The organism is Paucihalobacter ruber (assembly GCF_006494535.1).
Classification (GTDB): Bacteria; Bacteroidota; Bacteroidia; order Flavobacteriales; family Flavobacteriaceae; genus Paucihalobacter; species Paucihalobacter ruber.
Genome location: NZ_VHIQ01000007.1, coordinates 202,727 through 222,875, shown reverse-complemented (window position 1 = coordinate 222,875; position 20,149 = coordinate 202,727). Strand labels below are relative to the sequence as shown.

17 protein-coding genes and 1 riboswitch are annotated in these 20,149 nt (G+C 36.1%); of the genes, 7 read left to right on the top strand and 10 right to left on the bottom strand.

What is annotated here, in order from left to right; all coding sequences use genetic code 11:
• The first annotated feature begins 92 nt into the window (after window positions 1–92).
• Window positions 93–989 carry a gliding motility-associated ABC transporter ATP-binding subunit GldA gene (gene gldA, locus FJ651_RS14205; protein ID WP_140991252.1) on the top strand — a complete coding sequence of 299 codons (897 nt, stop codon included), beginning with the start codon at window positions 93–95 and terminating at the stop codon, window positions 987–989.
• On the opposite strand, the gene FJ651_RS14200 is transcribed toward gldA, so the two are convergent.
• From FJ651_RS14200 to FJ651_RS14160, 9 genes are all read right to left on the bottom strand, one after another.
• The gene (locus FJ651_RS14200) at window positions 982–1,728 is read right to left on the bottom strand and encodes a head GIN domain-containing protein (RefSeq protein ID WP_140991249.1); all 747 of its coding nucleotides are present in this window, start codon (window positions 1,726–1,728) and stop codon (window positions 982–984) included. The genes gldA and FJ651_RS14200 overlap by 8 nt on opposite strands.
• A gap of 12 nt (window positions 1,729–1,740) precedes the next feature.
• Window positions 1,741–2,835, bottom strand: a complete 1,095-nt coding sequence (locus FJ651_RS14195; RefSeq protein ID WP_140991248.1) for an acyloxyacyl hydrolase — start codon at window positions 2,833–2,835, stop codon at window positions 1,741–1,743.
• 119 nt (window positions 2,836–2,954) lie between these two features.
• Complete coding sequence (gene metF / locus FJ651_RS14190) at window positions 2,955–3,911, bottom strand: methylenetetrahydrofolate reductase [NAD(P)H] (RefSeq protein ID WP_140991246.1); 957 nt, start codon at window positions 3,909–3,911, stop codon at window positions 2,955–2,957.
• Window positions 3,912–3,934: 23 nt separating this feature from the next.
• Window positions 3,935–6,604 carry a methionine synthase gene (gene metH / locus FJ651_RS14185; protein WP_140991244.1) on the bottom strand — a complete coding sequence of 890 codons (2,670 nt, stop codon included), beginning with the start codon at window positions 6,602–6,604 and terminating at the stop codon, window positions 3,935–3,937.
• 8 nt (window positions 6,605–6,612) lie between these two features.
• Entirely contained in the window at window positions 6,613–7,605 is a 993-nt protein-coding gene (locus FJ651_RS14180; RefSeq protein WP_140991242.1) for a homocysteine S-methyltransferase family protein, read from the bottom strand.
• 25 nt (window positions 7,606–7,630) lie between these two features.
• Window positions 7,631–8,833: a trans-sulfuration enzyme family protein gene (locus FJ651_RS14175; RefSeq protein ID WP_140991240.1), complete on the bottom strand. Its 1,203-nt coding sequence runs from the start codon at window positions 8,831–8,833 to the stop codon at window positions 7,631–7,633.
• Entirely contained in the window at window positions 8,814–9,905 is a 1,092-nt protein-coding gene (locus tag FJ651_RS14170) for a homoserine dehydrogenase family protein (RefSeq protein ID WP_140991238.1), read from the bottom strand. The genes FJ651_RS14175 and FJ651_RS14170 overlap by 20 nt, the downstream gene beginning before the upstream one ends.
• Entirely contained in the window at window positions 9,868–10,884 is a 1,017-nt protein-coding gene (locus tag FJ651_RS14165) for an alpha/beta fold hydrolase (RefSeq protein WP_140991236.1), read from the bottom strand. The genes FJ651_RS14170 and FJ651_RS14165 overlap by 38 nt, the downstream gene beginning before the upstream one ends.
• A gap of 34 nt (window positions 10,885–10,918) precedes the next feature.
• Complete coding sequence (locus FJ651_RS14160; RefSeq protein WP_140991234.1) at window positions 10,919–12,211, bottom strand: O-acetylhomoserine aminocarboxypropyltransferase/cysteine synthase family protein; 1,293 nt, start codon at window positions 12,209–12,211, stop codon at window positions 10,919–10,921.
• Window positions 12,212–12,332: 121 nt separating this feature from the next.
• A riboswitch (SAM riboswitch) is annotated at window positions 12,333–12,454 on the bottom strand.
• A 287-nt stretch (window positions 12,455–12,741) separates the two neighbouring features.
• Between FJ651_RS14160 and FJ651_RS14155 the strand changes: the two genes are divergently transcribed.
• The 4 genes from FJ651_RS14155 (at window position 12,742) to FJ651_RS14140 (ending at window position 17,142) form a co-directional block, all read left to right on the top strand.
• The gene (locus FJ651_RS14155) at window positions 12,742–13,080 is read left to right on the top strand and encodes a P-II family nitrogen regulator (RefSeq protein ID WP_140991232.1); all 339 of its coding nucleotides are present in this window, start codon (window positions 12,742–12,744) and stop codon (window positions 13,078–13,080) included.
• Between the two features lie 11 nt (window positions 13,081–13,091).
• Window positions 13,092–14,324, top strand: a complete 1,233-nt coding sequence (locus FJ651_RS14150; protein WP_140991230.1) for an ammonium transporter — start codon at window positions 13,092–13,094, stop codon at window positions 14,322–14,324.
• A gap of 198 nt (window positions 14,325–14,522) precedes the next feature.
• Window positions 14,523–15,776 carry a methionine adenosyltransferase gene (gene metK, locus FJ651_RS14145; RefSeq protein ID WP_140991228.1) on the top strand — a complete coding sequence of 418 codons (1,254 nt, stop codon included), beginning with the start codon at window positions 14,523–14,525 and terminating at the stop codon, window positions 15,774–15,776.
• A gap of 334 nt (window positions 15,777–16,110) precedes the next feature.
• Window positions 16,111–17,142, top strand: coding sequence for a L,D-transpeptidase (locus FJ651_RS14140; protein WP_140991226.1), 1,032 nt, complete (start codon window positions 16,111–16,113; stop codon window positions 17,140–17,142).
• Window positions 17,143–17,160: 18 nt separating this feature from the next.
• Here FJ651_RS14140 and FJ651_RS14135 read toward each other — a convergent pair whose 3' ends face one another.
• Window positions 17,161–17,418: a hypothetical protein gene (locus tag FJ651_RS14135; protein ID WP_140991224.1), complete on the bottom strand. Its 258-nt coding sequence runs from the start codon at window positions 17,416–17,418 to the stop codon at window positions 17,161–17,163.
• 348 nt (window positions 17,419–17,766) lie between these two features.
• Here FJ651_RS14135 and FJ651_RS14130 point away from each other — a divergent pair, with 348 nt between their 5' ends.
• Both FJ651_RS14130 and FJ651_RS14125 read left to right on the top strand, forming a co-directional pair.
• Complete coding sequence (locus FJ651_RS14130; RefSeq protein ID WP_140991222.1) at window positions 17,767–19,080, top strand: site-specific integrase; 1,314 nt, start codon at window positions 17,767–17,769, stop codon at window positions 19,078–19,080.
• 33 nt (window positions 19,081–19,113) lie between these two features.
• Window positions 19,114–20,091, top strand: coding sequence for a hypothetical protein (locus FJ651_RS14125; RefSeq protein ID WP_140991220.1), 978 nt, complete (start codon window positions 19,114–19,116; stop codon window positions 20,089–20,091).
• The last annotated feature ends 58 nt before the right edge of the window (window positions 20,092–20,149 follow it).

The following is a 20,149-nucleotide window of genomic DNA, read 5'->3' as shown; positions in this document are numbered from 1 at the left end:
AAATAATAAATTGAAAAAACAAAATGTAAGTTCACAAATTTTAATCTTAAACCTGCGTTAAATATGTATTTTTACACAAATTTTATCGATTTATGTCTATTGTAGTTGAGAAAATAACAAAGCTTTATGGTAATCAAACCGCTTTAAAAGATGTTTCGTTTAGCGTTAAAAAAGGCGAAATAGTGGGTTTTTTGGGTCCTAATGGTGCAGGAAAATCGACCATGATGAAAATTTTAACCGCTTACATAGAAGCATCTAATGGCCAAGCTAAGGTAAATGAATTTGATGTTATTACTCAAAAAAAACAGGTTCAACAAAGTATTGGATACTTGCCAGAGCATAATCCGTTATACCTTGAACTATACGTAAAAGAATATTTAAAATTCACGGCCAATATTTACAAAACAGATAAAAGCAGAATTGATGAAGTTATAGCCGAAACAGGCTTAACACCCGAAGTTCACAAAAAAATTGGGCAATTGTCAAAGGGTTACCGGCAGCGTGTTGGTTTGGCCGCTGCGCTTATTCACAATCCTGATGTTTTAATTTTAGACGAGCCTACAACCGGATTAGACCCTAATCAATTGGTAGACATTAGACAGCTTATTAAAAAATTAGGGCAAACTAAAACTGTCTTTCTTTCAACACACATCATGCAGGAAGTTGAAGCTATTTGCGACCGCGTTATAATTATTAATAGAGGTGAAATTGTAGCCGATAAATATTTAAGTGAGCTGAATAAAGATCAAGACCAAATAGTCATCGTGGAGTTCGATTTTAGAGTTGAAGACGAATTTTTAAAACGAATGCCTCACGTAATCAAGGTTATCAATACTCATGACTTTACATACGAAATAACATTTGATACTAAAAAAGATATGCGGTCTCACGTGTTTGATTTTGCACACGATAACAACTTAAAAATTCTTCAGCTGAATCAAAAAAATACCAATTTAGAAAGCTTGTTTAGAGAACTTACCGCTAATTAAAAATAAGTCTACCGTTAAAAAGTTCTTCAACATCTACGATGGGTGGTTGATTTTTAGCAATAACATTTCCTGTAGCCACAATACTACCGGTGATAGACTGCTGCGGATTCACAATCATATCATTACTGCCACGGTGAAAAACTTCAACGTTTTGTGCTATTAAGTTTGCGCTTTCAACCCTGGCTTGACCTGAAAAAAAACTCAAAGACAGATTATTTACTGATCCTCTAAGGTAAAATGCAGACAAACCATTTGAAACAACAGTAAGGCTATTAGCATTAATTTGAAGGTCAAAATCGCCCACCGTGAAAGTTCCCGGCATATTGAAATTTTCTGAAATCAAGGTAAGATTTTCAAATCCTAGTTCACCTTCAGAAGAAATGGTGTATTGGGTTGATGTTCTTATTTCTGAAAGTGTTGGTGTACTAACCGTTATTTTTGTAATGCCAAAATCTCTCACTAAATTACAGTTATTATTATCGGTTAGGATGAGCTGATTATTCTTAACTTTTACGTCCACATCGTTGATTAAATTACTTCCGGTTTCTATTAAAACCGAATGTCTGGTTGATTCTCTCACTACCAATGTGATATCCCTGTTTACCAGTATTTTGTCAAAACTCTCCACTTCAATTTCCTGCTGAATGGTATTACCAGCCGTTTGGAAACAATCAATGGCGTTTTCGCTATCACAGGCCAGTAGGGTAATTACTATAAATATGTAGGTAAAATATTTCATTTAAATTTAAATTTAAATTCTAATTCCAATTCCAAATTCAACTGCTTCGGCTTTGGCGCCATGTGACTTTAAAGTTACTGCACCAAACCATTTTTCACCAAAATAACGCTTGAGTCCAGCTCTAAAGTAAACTCTGCCTTCAAAATCGAAGGGATAATACACGTAATAACCCAACTGCGATTCTAAAGACATTTTATTAATGAAGAGTTCGTGACCAACGAATATTCCTACCCGTTTAAAATCTTCGTTTCCAGACACACCTAATTCCGGAAATGCGATAGATTGAAACTCAATCAACTCTTTTAAAAAATTAGAAAAGAAAACATCAGTTCCAAATTGAAACGCACTAAGATGGCTTACTCGCTTATCTGCATATGCCGAAAAAATATAAAACGGATATTGCGCACTGCCAACCACATCACTCTGATTGATTCCTGATCTTAATGCGAGATTAAACTTGACTGGCTCTGTATATTTTTCTTTTTTCAGATTTGAAATGTATTCGGGGTTTTCATTCTCCAAATTATAGGTTAGCCCAACATTTAAGGTGATAGAATTAACGCTAGTGTTAGGCGCTTTTACATTCGCATTTGAGTAATGAATCAAGGCCAAACCGGTTTGAAATCCGAAATTTTTAAAAATTTGTTCTTTTTTATAATTCAGCATTACATATGTACTACTCATCAATGCAGAACCAAAAGCGATGTTTTTAAAATTGGTTTCTCTATCGTAAGGATTGGTGTTATAGGCCAATCCCTGACCTATTCTGAGCATCAAATTTCTGTCGAAAAAGTAAAAGTTATAATGCGCATACAAGGCAAAATTTTTACCCAGCGGTTCATTATTTAAATTTTGATAGCTAAAAGACAAACCATAATCAGGATAATTGAATCGTTGTTCCCAATCTTGGTAACCGAAGGTTTTTACGTTCCAGCTAGCAATAAAACCGTCTGGACGACCGTCTATTAAATGTAAAATGGCATCGTTATGCAATGCCTTTTGACCTGTAAAGTAATTTATATCAAAGGTGCTGACATGGGTCTTAGTTTCTTGCGAAAACAAAACAAAATTTATAATACAGAAAAAACCAACAAGTCTTAATTTCATTTACAGATATTGACGCGCAAAAATAAAAGAATAAATCAAGTAGTTGTTGATACTTTAGCCATGAATGCACTAATTTTTATAAATATTTAAACTGAATTCTAGTAACAAATTTAGTGCTACTAGAATAACTGCTCGGCTATAGCTTTGATGTTGTCGCTTTTACCCATAGAATAATAGTGCAACACCGGAAAACCGGCTTCTATGAGTTCTTTACTTTGCTGTACACACCATTCAATCCCAATTTGTTTTACCGAATCATTGTCTTTTGCTCTAACAATTTCCATAATTAAATCATCTGGAAGGTCTACCTTAAATCTATGTGGAATAAGATTCAATTGTTTTTTGGTCGCAATGGGTTTTAATCCGGGAATAATTGGTACGTTAATTCCGGCGGCATTACATTTTAACACAAAATCGAAGAATCTTTTATTATCAAAAAACATTTGGGTAACAATATAATGGGCACCGTTTTTTATTTTTTGTTTCAAAAAGTGAATATCGCTATCTAAGCTTGGCGCTTCCATGTGTTTTTCGGGGTAAGCACCCACCCCAATACAAAAATTAGTGCAGGTTGAGTTTTGCAAATCTTCATCTAAATAAACGCCGTTGTTTAGGTTGTTTATTTGCGTTACCAACTCTGAAGCGTAAGAATGACCATCTTTTTCGGGTTTAAAATAAATTTCGCTTTTAACAGCGTCACCGCGTAAGGCAACCACATTATCAATACCTAAAAAATCGAGGTCTATTAATAAATTTTCGGTATCCTCTTTGGTAAAGCCACCGCACAACACATGTGGTATCGCATCTACGCCATATTTATTTTGAATACCGGCACAAATACCTACTGTTCCCGGACGTTTTTTTACCACTTTTTTCTCAATGTAACCATTTGGTAGCTCCTTAAAGTCATATTCTTCTCGATGGTAAGTAACATCAATAAACGGAGGTTTAAATTCCATAAGTGGATCTATACCGTCAAAAATGGACTGGATATTCTGACCTTTCAAGGGTGGTAATATTTCAAAGGAAAACAAGGGTTTCCCGTTGGCTTTTTCTATGTGTTCTGTTACTTTCATTAATATTTCAATTCACTTTTAAATTAAGCATCGGCAATATTTGGCGCCAGCCACTTTATGGCTTCTTCGTTAGTAATACCTCTTCTTTTGGAATAATCGCGCACTTGATCTTCTTTGATTTTACCCAAACCAAAATATTTACTTTCAGGATTTGCAAAATAATACCCCGATACAGAGGCAGCGGGATACATGGCCATATTTTCGGTGAGTGTTACACCTATTTTTTCTTCTACATTTAACAACTTCCAAATTGTTGGCTTTTCCAGATGATCAGGACACGCGGGATAACCGGGCGCAGGCCTGATGCCTTTATACTTTTCTTTTATAAGTGCATCATTATCTAAATTTTCGTTTTGGGCATATCCCCAAATCTCCTTTCGCACTTTTAGATGAAGAAATTCAGCAAAAGCTTCGGCTAATCTATCAGCCAAGGCTTTTACCAAAATGGCATTATAATCGTCCAGATCTTTTTCAAAAACTTTCACTTTATCATCTACACCAAATCCCGTTGTTACACAAAAACAACCCATATAATCCTGAACATCTAAGTTCCTTGGGGCTATGAAATCGGCCAGAGCGATGTTGGGCGCACCCTCGGTTTTTTTAGATTGCTGCCGTAAGGTTAAAAATTTCTCAAGGCCATTTTCGGTAACCACTTCAATATCATCATCATTCACCTGATTCGCCGGAAAAATGCCTACAATGCCCCTGGCCGTCAACCATTTTTCGTTTATAATATTTTGCAACATCTTTTTCGCATCGCTGTAAAGCGAAGTAGCTTGTTCTCCCACCACTTCATCTTTTAAAATAGCCGGAAATTTACCATGTAATTGCCAGGATTGAAAAAATGGCGTCCAGTCTATAAAACCTTCCAGCTCTGATAAATCAACTTCAATGGTCTTAACCCCAATAAAATTTGGTTGTTGTGGTTTAAAATCATCCCAATTAATCTTGAATTTGTTCTTTCTGGCTTGGTCTATAGTTAAAAACTCTTTGGATTTACTGCGATTGAGGTAGGCTTCGCGAAGTTGATGGTATTCTGATCTAATATTGAAGGTATATTCATCTTTAAAATTGGGTTGTAATAAATTATTGGCCACATTTACGGCTCTGGAAGCATCATTTACGTGCACAACTGTTGATGTGTATTCCGGTGCAATTTTTACGGCGGTATGTGCTCTGGATGTAGTAGCACCACCAATCATTACCGGGATTTTGATATTTAATCGTTGTAATTCTTTGGTTAGGTAAACCATTTCATCTAAGGATGGTGTAATTAATCCGCTTAAACCAATAATATCAACTTGTTCTCTAACAGCAGTTTCAATTATTTTTTCAGGCGGTACCATCACGCCCAAATCAATAATTTCAAAATTATTACATGCCAATACCACGGCTACAATATTTTTACCAATATCATGAACATCGCCTTTAACTGTGGCCATTAAAATTTTTCCGGCACTAGACGACGCTGATGCTTCCTTTGAAGCTTCTATATAAGGTAACAAATAAGCCACTGCTTTTTTCATGACTCTGGCCGATTTAACCACTTGAGGTAAAAACATTTTTCCTGAACCGAACAAATCACCTACCACGTTCATGCCGTTCATCAAATAGGTTTCAATCACCGCTATAGGTCTATCAACTAACTGGCGGGCTTCCTCAACATCTTGCTCAACAAATTCGTCTAAACCCTTAACCAAAGCATGGGTTAATCGTTCTTGCAAGGGTTCTGAGCGCCATTGCGCCGCTATTTTTTCTTTAACTTCTGAAGTGCCTTTAAAACTTTCGGCCAAATCCAAAAGTCGCTCTGTAGCGTCTGGTTTTCGATTTAGCAGCACATCTTCAACATGCTCCAATAAAACGGGATCAATTTCATCGTAAATCTCAAGCATCTCAGGATTTACAATTCCCATGGTCATACCATTTTTAATGGCATGGTAAAGAAATGCCGAATGCATGGCTTCGCGCACTTTATCGTTTCCTCTAAATGAAAACGAAACATTACTTACACCTCCACTTACATGCGCATGCGGTAAATTCTCTCGAATCCATTTGGTGGCTTTAAAAAAATCGATAGCGTTCAACTTATGCTCATCCATACCTGTTGCTACAGGAAAAATATTGGGGTCAAAGATGATGTCTTGTGGCGAAAAATGAACTTTCTCGACTAAAATATCGTAAGAGCGCTTACAAATGTCAATACGTCTCTGGTAAGTATCTGCCTGGCCGGCTTCATCAAAAGCCATAACGACTACGGCAGCACCATATCGCTTGATAAGTTTAGCTTGATTGATAAAATTAGCTTCACCTTCCTTTAAAGAAATGGAATTCACAACGCCTTTTCCTTGAATTACTTTTAATCCGGCTTCAATAATTTCCCATTTAGAGCTGTCTATCATTACCGGTATACGAGCAATATCGGGCTCTGCGGCTATAAGGTTGAGAAATCTGGTCATAGCTGCAACGCCATCTAACATGCCTTCATCCATGTTAACATCTATAATTTGTGCACCACCTTCAACTTGGGCACGGGCGACTTCTACAGCTTCGTTATAGTTTTCCTCCTTTATGAGTCTTAAAAATTTTCTTGAGCCTGTAACATTGGTGCGTTCACCCACATTTACAAAATTGGTTTGGGGTGTAATTACCAAAGGTTCTAGTCCGGAAAGTTTTAAATAGTGGTTTTTCATAAATGGCTTCAACAAATTTTTTCTTTGGCGGTTCGTGGTTTAAATAATTTTGCAACCTCAGCGATTAGTTTGATATGTTCAGGTGTAGTGCCGCAACAACCACCTATAATATTAATCAAATTTTCCTCTAAATATTCTTTTATAAGCTGTTGCATTTCTTGAGGCGTCTGGTCGTAATTACCAAAGGCATTTGGCAACCCGGCATTGGGATGGGCAGATGTGAAAAGCGACGTATTTTGGGACAAGCGTTTTAAATAGGGTTTTAATTGATCGGCTCCCAAAGCACAATTAAAGCCAATACTCAGCATAGGAATGTGCGATATTGAAATTAAAAAGGCTTCAACCGTTTGTCCTGAAAGTGTTCTTCCGGAAGCATCCGTAATAGTGCCTGAAACCATCACCGGAATATCAATTTGTCTTTCTTCTTTTATGTCTTCTATAGCAAACAAAGCTGCTTTGGCATTGAGTGTATCAAAAACGGTTTCAACCAACAGCACATCACAACCACCATCAATCAAAGCTTCTGCTTGTTGTTGATACGCCTTTTTTAAATCGTCAAACGTAACAGCCCTGTAACCGGGATCATTGACATTTGGCGACATAGAGGCGGTTCGATTAGTTGGACCAATGGAGCCGGCAACAAATCGGGGCACATCGGTAAATTCATCGGCTACTTCTCTGGCAATTTTAGCAGATTGATAGTTGAGTTCGTACACCAAATCTTCCAAATGGTAGTCGGCCATTCCAATACTAGTTGCAGAAAACGTATTGGTTTCAACAATATCGGCACCAGCTTCAAAATACTGGCGATGTACTGCTTTTACAGCTTCTGGTTGGGTAATAGACAACAAATCATTATTACCTTTAAGCGGATGTGGGAAATTAGCGAAACGTTCACCCCTGTAATCGGCTTCTTCAAATTTGTAACGCTGTAACATGGTACCCATGGCACCGTCTAGAACAAGAATTCGATTTTTGATGGCTTCTTTAATATTACTCATATATATTAAGCTCATTATTGTTACTTCAACAACAACGTTCTAATGCTTGGTTTAAATCGTTAATAATATCTTTTACATTTTCAAGTCCTACTGATATTCTCACCATTCCCGGCGTTATGCCGGCTTCAAGGCGCTCTTCTTCTAACAACTTGGCATGGGTAGTTGAAGCAGGATGTGTAACAATGGTGCGGGCATCCCCCAAATTAGCAGAAAGTGTTAATAGTTTTATCGCATTTAAAAATAGCCTGCCAGCTTCTATTCCACCTTTAATTTCGAAAGCGACGACATTACCGCCCCGCTTCATTTGTTTTTTAGCCAAATGGTATTGCGGATGTGACTTTAAAAAAGGATATTTCACCAAAGTCACCTGAGGATGACGCTCTAAAAATTTAGCTACTTTTAGCGCGTTTTTGCAATGTTTTTCAACCCGTACCGCTAAGGTCTCAAGGCTTTTTGACAAAATCCATGCATTAAAAGGCGATAAGGCTGGACCTGTGATTCTGGCAAACAAATAAATTTTTTCAATTAAAATAGCACTTCCCACCGTAATGCCGCCAAGCACACGGCCTTGGCCATCTATTAGTTTTGTAGCCGAGTGAATTACCAAATGAGCACCAAATTTTATGGGTTGCTGTAAATATGGCGTTGCAAAACAGTTATCAATAATTAAAATGAGATGGTGCTTTTTTGCAATCTTTCCCAAAAGTTCTAAATCCAAAATATCAACAGCCGGATTAGTAGGACTTTCGGCATAGATAATTTTTGTGTTTGGCTGAATTAAGCTCTCAATGCGCTCTATCTCGTTAACCTTAAAATAACTGGTACTGATTTGCCATTTCGGAAATACATTTTTATACAGAGATTGGGTGGATCCAAAAACGCTAGCAGAGGATATAACGTGGTCTCCGGTATTTAGCAATGCCGCAAATGTGGAAAACACGGCCGCCATACCTGATGCAAAAGCAAAGCCGGTTTCCGCACCTTCCATCAAGCAAATTTTTGCAATAAACTCAGAAGTGTTAGGATTAGAATAACGACTGTAGATATTTCTATCCTTCTCCTCGGCAAAAGAGGCTCGCATGTCTTCGGCATCTTCAAAAACATAACTAGAGGTTAAATATAATGGTGTTGTATGTTCTAAAAATTCAGAACGTTCAACTTGAGTTCTTATGGCGTTGGTTTCAAATGCTTTCAAACTTTGTTCTATTTTAAAAATACGATTGTACATTTGCAATACTTTGTGCAATAGCCACCAAATCTTTTAAAACTCCTGTAGCAGTTACTTCTCTACCTGCACCCGCTCCAACTATACTTACCGGTTCATTACCGTATTGTTTAGAGTAAATTTCAAAGAGGTTATTAGTGCCTTGCAAGAGCCCATAGTTGGAGTTCTTTGATACTGTAATCAATTTTACTTTAGCCTGTTGTTCTTTAACATCCAGCTCAGCGACATATCTCAAGACCTCATTAGTACTTTTGGCGTTTACAAATTGCTCAATAGTACAATCTAATTCAAGAACCCGGGCATTAAATTGTTCTAAACTGGTTTGTCCATTCAATTGCTTAGGCACTAAAGACTGAACTTCAATGTGTTCCAATTCAAATTTAAGATCAAGTTCTCGAGCAATAATTAATAGCTTTCTGGCTACATCCTGACCAGACAAATCAATTCTGGGATCAGGCTCAGTATAGCCCAAATTACGCGCATGCTTTAAAATATTGGAAAAGGGCCTTTCTCCTTCGGATAATTGATTAAATAAAAAACTCAATGACCCTGAAAACACGCCCCTTACTTTCAAAACCTCATCACCAGATTCTTTTAAAGATCTTAAAGTACTCAAAACCGGTAAACCTGCACCAACATTGGTACTATAATAAAATTTCCTATTGTAGGCTTTGATATGATTTCTTAATTGAGCATAAAAGTCATAACTTAAAGAGTTAGCTATTTTATTGGCAGCTACTATATGAAAACCATTTTCAATAAGTAACAAATAAGAATTTACAATGTTTGAGCTGGCCGTGGCATCAACTGCTACAAGATTTTCCAATTCATGATGTTTCACAAATTTAATGATGTCCTCTATTTTATATGGAACAGAGAAATTTTTAAAATCAGTCTCCCAATTGTGTCCTAAGCTATTACTATTGTAAAATGCAAGTGAAGAATTAACAATAATTGGGACGTTAATTTGAAATCCCTGCTTATTAAACACCTGATCATTTGCTTGCAATATTTGATTGATAATGGCACTGCCAACATTACCAATTCCGAATAGTATAACGTTGATGGTTTTCATTTAAATTTTGTTTGGTTTGAAAAATTGGCAATAAAAATTTCGATAGCTGGTCAAAAGCTATTAAAAACGCATCGTGACCATGAATTGATTTAATCTCAAAAATGCTCACATTGTCTTTTACAGATTTTAAATCTACATAGGTTTTCCAGCATTCTTCCGGTTTAAACAGTAAATCTGAGTTAATAGTTACCAGATGAATATGTGCAGAAATCTTAGAGGCAACCGACAAAAATTCTGAACCATTTTGGGTAATATTAATTGTTTTCAATAGTTGGTTCATCAACTTGTAGGCGCTTAACTTAAATCTCGATGTTAGCTTATTGCCATGGTGATTTAACCAACTTTCTACATAAAACAGGCCATTCTCGTGTTGATTTCGATCAAACTTAGCCGAAAATGACTCGGGGGTTCTGTACATAGTCATGGCATGCATTCTGGCATCTATCAACGGTACTTTCGAATTATTTAAAATGGCATCTTGTATGTGGCAATTTGCTATGACCCAGTCGGTCGATTTCCAGTCGCATGCCACCGGAATAAGATGTTCACATAAATCGGGATTACGGGCTGCAAGTTCCCAAGCAATTCCGCCACCTACCGAACCGCCGATAATAGCAAATAAATGATGAATGTTTAATTGTTTGAGTCCCAAATCAAATATAGTTGCCACATCTGCAGCCACAAAATCTTTATAATTTTCTATCAAATGGGCTTCCTCACCATCATAGCCATTTCCGGGAATATTGAAAGCCAAGACCGTAAATCTGCCGGTGTCAATAATTTTATTTGGTCCTATTAAATCGTTCCACCAACCATTGACTCCACAAACATTGGAGTTTCCGGTAAGTGCATGAATGACCAATACTACCGGGTTGGCAGATTGTAAATCGCCAAAAACCTGATAAGATAAATTGATGGGGATTTTTAAGCCATTTGCCAGAGCAACCTCCGGCAAATGGATAAAATTTAATTGGCTCATAATCTTTCTTTTTTTAGCAATAATAAAACTAATGTTACACCAATTGCTTTAATTTCACAACAGAAAATGCCTGCTTCAAATCGGCCTTAAGATCATCAATGTTTTCAATTCCAACCGATAATCTGATTAGATCTTTGGTCACACCGGTAGCAATTTGGGCTTGCTCGTCAAGTTGCTGGTGCGTGGTACTGGCAGGATGAATTATAAGCGATTTAGTGTCTCCAATATTAGCCAGTAATGAAAACAACTTGGTACTATCTACAATTTTTTTCGCAGCTTCAAAACCTCCCTTAGCTCCAAAAGTTACAATACCACTTTTACCATTTGGCAAATATTTATCGGCTAGAGCTTTGTACTTACTAGATTCTAAACCGGGGTAATTCACCCAAGCCACCTCATCCTGTTCTTGAAGCCATTTAGCAAGTAATAAAGCGTTTTCACTATGTTTTTTGATTCGAAGTTCGAGAGTTTCCAAACCTTGAATGATTTGCCAGGCGTTAAACGGACTCAATGCACCACCGTAATCGCGCAAACCTTCAATTCTCACCTTTGCAATAAACGCTGCTGATTCTAAAGCCTCGCTGTATACTAAGCCGTGGTAACCGGGTGAAGGTTCTGTAAATTCAGGGAACTTTCCATTGGTCCAGTCAAAAGTACCGGCATCGATAATAACACCGCCTAAAGCAGTACCATTACCATTAATATATTTTGTTAAGGAATGAATAACAATGTTAGCTCCATATTCAATAGGGTTTAACAAATAAGGTGTGGCCACCGTATTATCAACAATTAATGGAACTTTGAAGGCCTTTGCCTCTTTAGAAATGGCTTCAATATCCAATACATCCAACTTTGGATTGCCGAGTGATTCAATAAAGAAGGCTCTAGTGTTTTCTTGAGCTGCTTTTGAAAAATTCTCAGGATCTGAAGGATCTACAAAGGTAGTGGTTACACCATGGCGTGGCAAGGTAACACTTAACAAATTATAAGTGCCTCCATACAAGCTATTTGACGCCACAATATGATCACCAGCCTTTAACAAAGTAAATAAGGTTGTGGCTATCGCAGAAGTTCCGGATGCTGTAACAACCGCCGCAATGCCGCCTTCTAAAGCCGCCAGTCTTTGCTCTAAAATGTCGTTGGTTGGATTGTTAATACGAGTGTAAATATTACCCGTTTCGGCAAGCGAAAACAAATTAGCCGCATGGTCTGTATTGTTAAATACGTAGGCGGTTGATTGATAGATTGGTACAGCGCGTGTACCTGCGTTTTTAGTAACGTCGTGCCCGGCGTGTAAAGCCTTGGTTGCAAATTTTTGTGTGCTCATTTTTCTAATTTTTTGAGTTAATAAATGATTAAAACAAAAGCCAAATTGCACCCCTTGAGGTGAAACTTAATAGAAAAATGTTATAAAGAAAACTAAACGAACATGCAGAAAACATTTCGCTGGGTTATCTATCCATCAAGCGCAATAAATGAATTGCCTTGAAAGTAGAATTTAGCACCTTCTTATAATTAAGGGTTGCTAAGGCTTCACCGGGTCTATTCCCTCCACCTTTCTTGATAACATTTCAATAAGTGTTTGAACTTTTCGAGCACAAAGATTCAGTTATAAAAATTAGAATTCCAAATTATTTACGAAGTTTTTTTAAAATTAAAATCATGGGCTCATAAAATACAACTAAAAATATCACATAATAATTAATATGTCTTCAAATTTTTCAATTAAAATTATTAACCCTATTTTTTTTAGGGTATTATTTTATTAATAATATATTTTTTGCTTTTATACCCTATTTATTTAAGGGTGTAAATAATTTTTTAAGTAGTTTTACACCGGTATTTAACGCAATCAAAATGAAAAAAATTGAAGCCATCATTCGAAAATCCAAATTTGAAGATGTTAAGGAAGCCTTACATCAAGTTGGAGTAAACTTTTTTTCTTACTGGGATGTTACCGGTTTAGGAAATGAGAAACACGGCTCTGTATACAGAGGTGTTGTTTACAGTACGAGTCAAATTCAGAGGCGATATCTCTCAATTGTTGTTAATGACGATTTTGAGGAAATTACAGTTAAAACTATTCTGGAATCTGCCAAGACCGGCGAGGTTGGAGACGGAAAGATTTTTGTCTCGACAGTAGACGAATGCTTCCGCATTAGAACCGGAGAAAAAGGAGGTCAAACTTTAAACTAACAAATTACAACATGGAACAACTTACTGCTAACAACGTTTGGATGATGATATGCACTGCGCTGGTATTTTTAATGCATTTTGGCTTTGCATTTTTGGAAATTGGACTTACCAGAGAAAAAAACACCATTAACGTACTATTTAAAAATATTTTTATCATAACATCAGGCCTGCTTTTGTATTTTCTCGTTGGATTTGGATTGATGTACCCGGGAGATTTTAATGGATTTTTAGGCTTGAGTTCTTTTGGACTTGATGCACCTTTAAATGCAGAAGGTAATTTCGATTTGGCTTATGCCGAAGGTTACACTTATTGGACTGACTTTTTATTTCAAGGCATGTTTGCCGCAACTGCCGCTACTATAGTTTCAGGTGCCGTGGCAGAACGCATTAAAATTGGTCCGTTTATGATTTTTGTAATACTATATGTTGGTCTGGTTTATCCTATTGTAGGTTCCTGGAAATGGGGTGGCGGATTCTTAGACAACCTTGCAACACCTTTTTACGATTTTGCAGGTTCAACATTAGTACACTCCGTGGGTGGGTGGGCTGCACTTGTGGCTGTGTGGCTACTTGGAGCCAGAATTGGCAAATTTAAAGACGGTAAATCTAAGGCCATTCAAGGTCACAACATTCCTTTGGCTACCGCAGGCGTGTTAATTTTATGGTTTGGCTGGTTCGGATTTAACGGTGGTTCTGTGCTTTCAGCAGATCCTGAAGCCACTTCCATTACATTAGTAACAACTTGCTTGGCTGCAGCTGCCGGCGGACTTTCGGCATTTGTGTCTTCTACGCTCTGGTATAAAAATTATGATCTTACCATGTTTCTTAACGGCATTTTGGGCGGCTTGGTAGCCATTACAGCCGGCGCCGACTTAATGAGTCCGATTGAAGCGGTGATTATTGGTGCTTTGGGTGGTGTAATTATTGTGTTGGCTGTTGGATTTATTGACAAAATAAGACTCGACGACCCGGTTGGAGCTATCGCTGTTCACCTTATTTGCGGGATTTGGGGAACTTTGGCGGTAGGTATTTTTGGTGAACTGGCCGGTTGGTCGCAATTACTCAGCCAGTTGATAGGTATATTGTGTTACGCCGCTGCTTGCATTTCTACTTCATTTATCATTTTATTCACGTTGAAAAAAACGGTAGGTATTAGAGTTTCTGAACTTGAAGAAGTAGAAGGATTAGACCTGCATGAACACGGCATGGCTGCCTACCCAGATTTTAGTTTGAACGAGCATTAATTAAAATTTTGTATTCTAAGTCGGTTTACATTTTTTAGTTTCGTTTTTATCCTTACTTTTGACAACTGAAAATAAGGAGGAATGATTTGACTGATTGCAACCTCTAACTTCAACTTAATGAAGTTTAAAAAGTGCTAAATACAGTAATTTACTGCATAATTGTACGTCAAATCATATCTAAGAAACTAAATTTATATTATGGCGTATTTATTTACCTCAGAAAGTGTTTCTGAAGGACATCCAGACAAAGTAGCAGACCAAATCAGCGATGCATTAATTGATAATTTCTTAGCATTCGATCCCGATTCTAAGGTAGCTTGCGAAACTATGGTGACTACCGGACAAGTTATTTTGGCGGGCGAAGTAAGGTCGAATACCTATCTCGACGTTCAAAAAATTGCAAGAGATACCATTAACAAGATTGGTTATACCAAAAGTGAATACATGTTTGACGGTAGCTCTTGTGGTGTTCTTTCTGCCATACATGAACAATCTGAAGACATTAACCGCGGAGTAGATAAGGCCAATAAAGAAGAACAAGGTGCCGGAGACCAAGGCATGATGTTTGGTTATGCCACGAACGAAACCGATAATTACATGCCTTTGGCCTTGGAATTGTCTCACCTTATTTTAAAAGAATTAGCCGTTTTACGCAGAGAATGCAAAGACATCACCTATCTAAGACCCGATGCTAAAAGCCAGGTAACTATTGAATACAGTGATGATAACATCCCGCAGCGTATCGATACTATTGTTATTTCAACCCAACACGACCCGTTTGATACCGAAGAAGCTATGCTTGAAAAGGTAAGGCATGATATGAAAAACATACTCATTCCAAGGGTAAAAACATTACTGCCTGAACATATTCAGGATTTGTTTAACGACGATATTACTTATCACATAAACCCTACCGGAAAGTTTGTTATTGGCGGTCCTCACGGCGATACCGGATTAACCGGCCGAAAAATTATTGTTGACACCTACGGCGGAAAAGGAGCCCACGGTGGTGGCGCGTTTTCAGGAAAAGATCCCAGTAAAGTTGACCGCAGTGCAGCTTATGCCACACGCCATATTGCAAAAAACTTAGTGGCTTCTGGTTTATGTGACGAAGTGCTGGTGCAGGTAAGTTATGCTATTGGCGTTGCCGAGCCTATGAACATCTTTGTAAACACCTTTGGAACCTGTGAATATAACATTACCGATAGCGAAATAGCCGAAGTAGTAAAGCAACTATTTGATATGCGACCCGCAGCTATCGAAGACCGATTAAAACTGCGTCAACCTATATATAGCGAAACGGCGGCATACGGACACATGGGCAGAACTCCGGAAATAGTAACCAAAACTTTTGAACAACCTAACGGCGACAGCATCACTTTAGATGTAGAACTGTTTACTTGGGAGAGGCTAGAATATGTAGATGCGATTAAAGCGGCTTTTAAAATTTAGTTTTAAAAAAGACGGATTTATGAATTTGCTATTAGTATCCTAAATATTTTTGAATTATAGAAATTGCTGAAACAGGTTGAATTACTTTGAAATTGTTCTTGGCACTATAAAAGATTAATAATCACTACCAGATGTTAGTCTATAAAACAAAACTAAAATGCTGAAATTCCCCAATGCAATTCTGCAAAATTGGGTTTTATTTGGTATCTTTATGTATAACTAATTCTCTTCTAAGGTTTGTAGAATAAGCTAATTATACGTTAATCATAAAACTACATTTTTTAGTGAATTAATTAAATCTATTGATAATAATAGGTCGTCAAAGCCTAGAACCATGAAATCAATGTCATTTGTTATTTTACTTGTAGCTGGCGTGATTTTTAGTTGCATTAACAAGACTGAGCCTGCAACTTTACATGAAAATAAGTCTCCTTCAAAGAAAGCGACTACATCGAGCAATTCTTTAAACAGCTATGAAAATCCTGAAACCATCCGGGTGAATAAAGACATTCCTATTAAACACTATTTTAAATGGATGGATAGTGTAGTATTCGGCCTAAACGCCACTCATAATTATGCAACCAACGAATATATTCTCGTTCATAACAATCACTGGATTTTAGATACGCTGTCCAAAACAGATTATTATTATTTAAAGGAAAAAGGCATATTCAATGAAGATTCTCAGTACCTTTTGGCACTTCGGAAAAATCAAGTTTTAATCGTACCCGATTCACTTCAAACCGAACGTATCAAATCACAATTAGACAACACCTACCTGGACTTAAACATCCCCGAATTTAAAATGAGAATTATTCAAAACGGACAAGCATTATACAAATTTCCGGTGCGGGTAGGACAAAACAGCACTCGTTTTTTGGCCATGGCTAACCGGGAAGTAGACTTAAGAACAAAGCCCGGTGTTGGCACCATCATTAGAGTTAATAAACAGCCCGCCTTTATCAATCCGAAAGACAACCATCGATATCATTCTACCCGCAGAGATGACGGTATGGTAACAAAATTGCCTGCCATACCCTGGATAGAACCGGCAATTAACGGCGTGAGTCTGGGACAACTAATTCACCCCACAACAAATCTGGAAACCTTAGAAAAAGCCTACTCCAATGGATGTGTTGGCCTACGTGAATCTGATGCCTGGATTGTATATTATTACGCGCCGGTAGGCACCAAAGTAGTCTTTAGATACGACTTAAAAGGAAAAGATGAAGCCGGTAATACCGTTGAGTTTAATAATATTTATCCCGGATTTGAAAAATTGAGTATCCAGAAAGAAACCACTGAAACCGCGCTCTATAAAATTGACGGCAAACCGATATCTGTTTGCTATTGCCATCTGGAATAGTAGTTATGGAGGATTTTACTAGAATCCTATAAGAATATCAAAAAAATCATTTAAGTTATTATTTTCTTTAAAATCAAGATCACGAGTGGTATTCGTCACATGAATCCCTTTAACATAACCCCTGCAAATAGGTAAAACCAGCACCCAATAAGGTTGGGTGCTGTGGTTTTTTAATTTTATTCCGCTTACAAAAGCTATGCTTTTGAATATTTTATCCTTGGGATTAGCGCCGCTGATCCCTGTTTGCTCGCTCCTGCAAATAGGTAAAACCAGCACCCAATAAGGTTGGGTGCTGTGGTTTTTTAATTTTATTCCGCTTACAAAAGCTATGCTTTTGACGCAGAATAAAATTAAAAAACCGTCTCCAACGCTGTTGGAGACGGTTTTACCTGCTTGATGTGACCGCGGAGGGGTCACAAAATACTTTAAACAATATTTATAAAAACAGCCATATAAAGCACCAATTTAAATATAACTTATTGATTTAATATTTTTTAATAAAAACATAAATGTAAAATCACATAAAGTTAAATAAAACTACATCAACAAATAAGTGACACAAATTGTGACACATATTTAAATAATAGATTGCTTTTTCATTATCTTTACTTAAAAGATAAAACCATGGCTAAACTAACTTTTGTTTTAAGAAGAGGTAAAAGCAAATCCGCATCAATTAACCTGTTTTTTAATTATGGCACTAAAAAACGACTCAGATACTCCACTGGACTGGAAATTTCGGATTTCAAAAATTGGGATGAACGAAAAATGAGAATAAAAAATGTTGTAGATGAGGTTCATAGAAACAAAATCAATACGAGATTAAGTGAAATTCAAACCCTTGTTGAAAAAATCCATGTTGAAAATATCACAAACGGAGTGCCTTTAAATAATGAGATGTTAAAAAATGAATTGGATATTTTCTTAAATAGAGGGAAGACCAATGAAGAAGAAAAAAATAATAATTTAGAACTATTACCATTTTTTGATTGGTTCATTGAACATTACAAAAATAACCCTCTTGTTTCTACTGGCAGGCCTATGAGTTCGGGAACTTCAAGAACCTATAGAAACTCATACAACATTTTAAAGCGATTTAATGATTCCATTTATAGTCTCAGCTATGACAAAATAGGTGTTGACTTCTATGATAGTTTCCTAAAGTTCATGCGTGAAAATGAATATTCGCTAAACTATATTGGAACCTCAATTAAAATTTTAAAAACGATAATGCACGCTAGTTTTGAAAAGGGATTCCATCAAAATTTAGATTTTAAAAAACGATACTTCAAAAAACCATCAGAACAGGTGTTTAACATTTACTTGAATACATCTGAACTTCAAAAAATACATGAGCTAGATTTCAGCAATTTTGTTGATAAAAAAATAAACGATGATTTTGTTATCACTTCCGAAAAAATAGACAATGCGAGAGATTTGTTTTTAATTTCTGCCAATACAGGTCTAAGGGTATCAGATTTCAACAACCTCAGCAAAAAAAACATAATCAAAGAAAAAGACTCCTATTATATTTCAATAGTAACCCAGAAAAACTCAAAACTTTTAACAATACCAATCAACAAAACTGTTAAGGCTATTTTAGAAAAACGAAATGGTAATCCACCTCCTAAAATGCCAGAGCAACATATAAATTATTGCCTAAAAGAAATTGGCGAACTTGCGAAAATTAATGAAGTTATTGAAAAAAGTATAACTAAGGGAGGCATAAAAAAAACAAAAAAATTTAAAAAATTTGAATTAATCACAAATCATACTGGCAGAAGAAGTTTTTGCACAAACGCATACAAAAGTGGTATGCCAACTATAGATATCATGACCATAAGTGGCCATAGCACAGAAAAAGTTTTTTATAACTACATCAAAGTAGATGATATAGAACGTGCTGAAAAAATAAAGATGCACAAGTTTTTTTCATAAATTTATTTGTAGAAAAAATAAGAATTTATAGCTATGAAAGCACGGGATAACATCAACGAAAGGGTACTAAATCTATTTAGCAGACTTTTTATTAATATTGAGTTACTCAAAGACAGAGAACTAAATAAAGAAGACCAAAATAAAATTAAAAATTTTGACTCAGTAAATGAGTACATCAAACAATTTAAACAAAGCAACGAATTTAATAATGAAATCAAATTTGATGATAATGAGATTTCAAAAGCAATTTTAAAATATTTAAATCCTTCAACCGCTTATAGGAATTACAAGACTGAACTAAACCGCATCTTTGATAAAATCCTTGATTTTAGCGAAAAAAATAACTACTACTGGCATAATTGTTCAATAAAAGTTTATGAAAATCATTTTCACAATATTAAAGAGTCCTACTTTAAGCATTTTCCCAGAGAGGATTATATAAATTTTTTAGAATATGAATGTAATTTTCAATTTAATCCAAGGAATACCGAAGACCATATATACCAAACTGACATTCCAGATTATTTTTTACATCTGAATTATCATGAATTTTTAAATGGGAAAAACAGACAAGTTATATCTAGTAATCGAGTTAAAAAAATTCATTTCTTAAAGTTAAAACTGGAGAAAGAGGGATATGTTGCAGAACACACAAATAATGGCATAAGAATAAATAAAAAAAATATTTTAAACCCGACTGAAAAAGAATCCAATGTTGAGGTTCCCCTAAAGCTAAAAGATATTCCTGAATTTGATAATTTAGAGCGTTTTGAATTAATTAAAAAATTAAAAATAGATAATTTAATTCATAATTTAGATGCGTCACAAAGAAGTAAATATAAAGTACTAGCTCTTATTATGGGTATCCATCCAGATAATGCCAGAAAACTTTTAACCAATAAATATCCTAAACTTAAATCTAATGAAGAGATAAATGTACTTATTAAAGAAGCAAAAAAAAATGTAGAACATTTTTTAAATAACCCCATAAACAACATTAAAATTCCATAAAATTTAAAAATGGGTCTAAAGACATATAGACCCCATTAGACCCACCTTCCATTTGTAC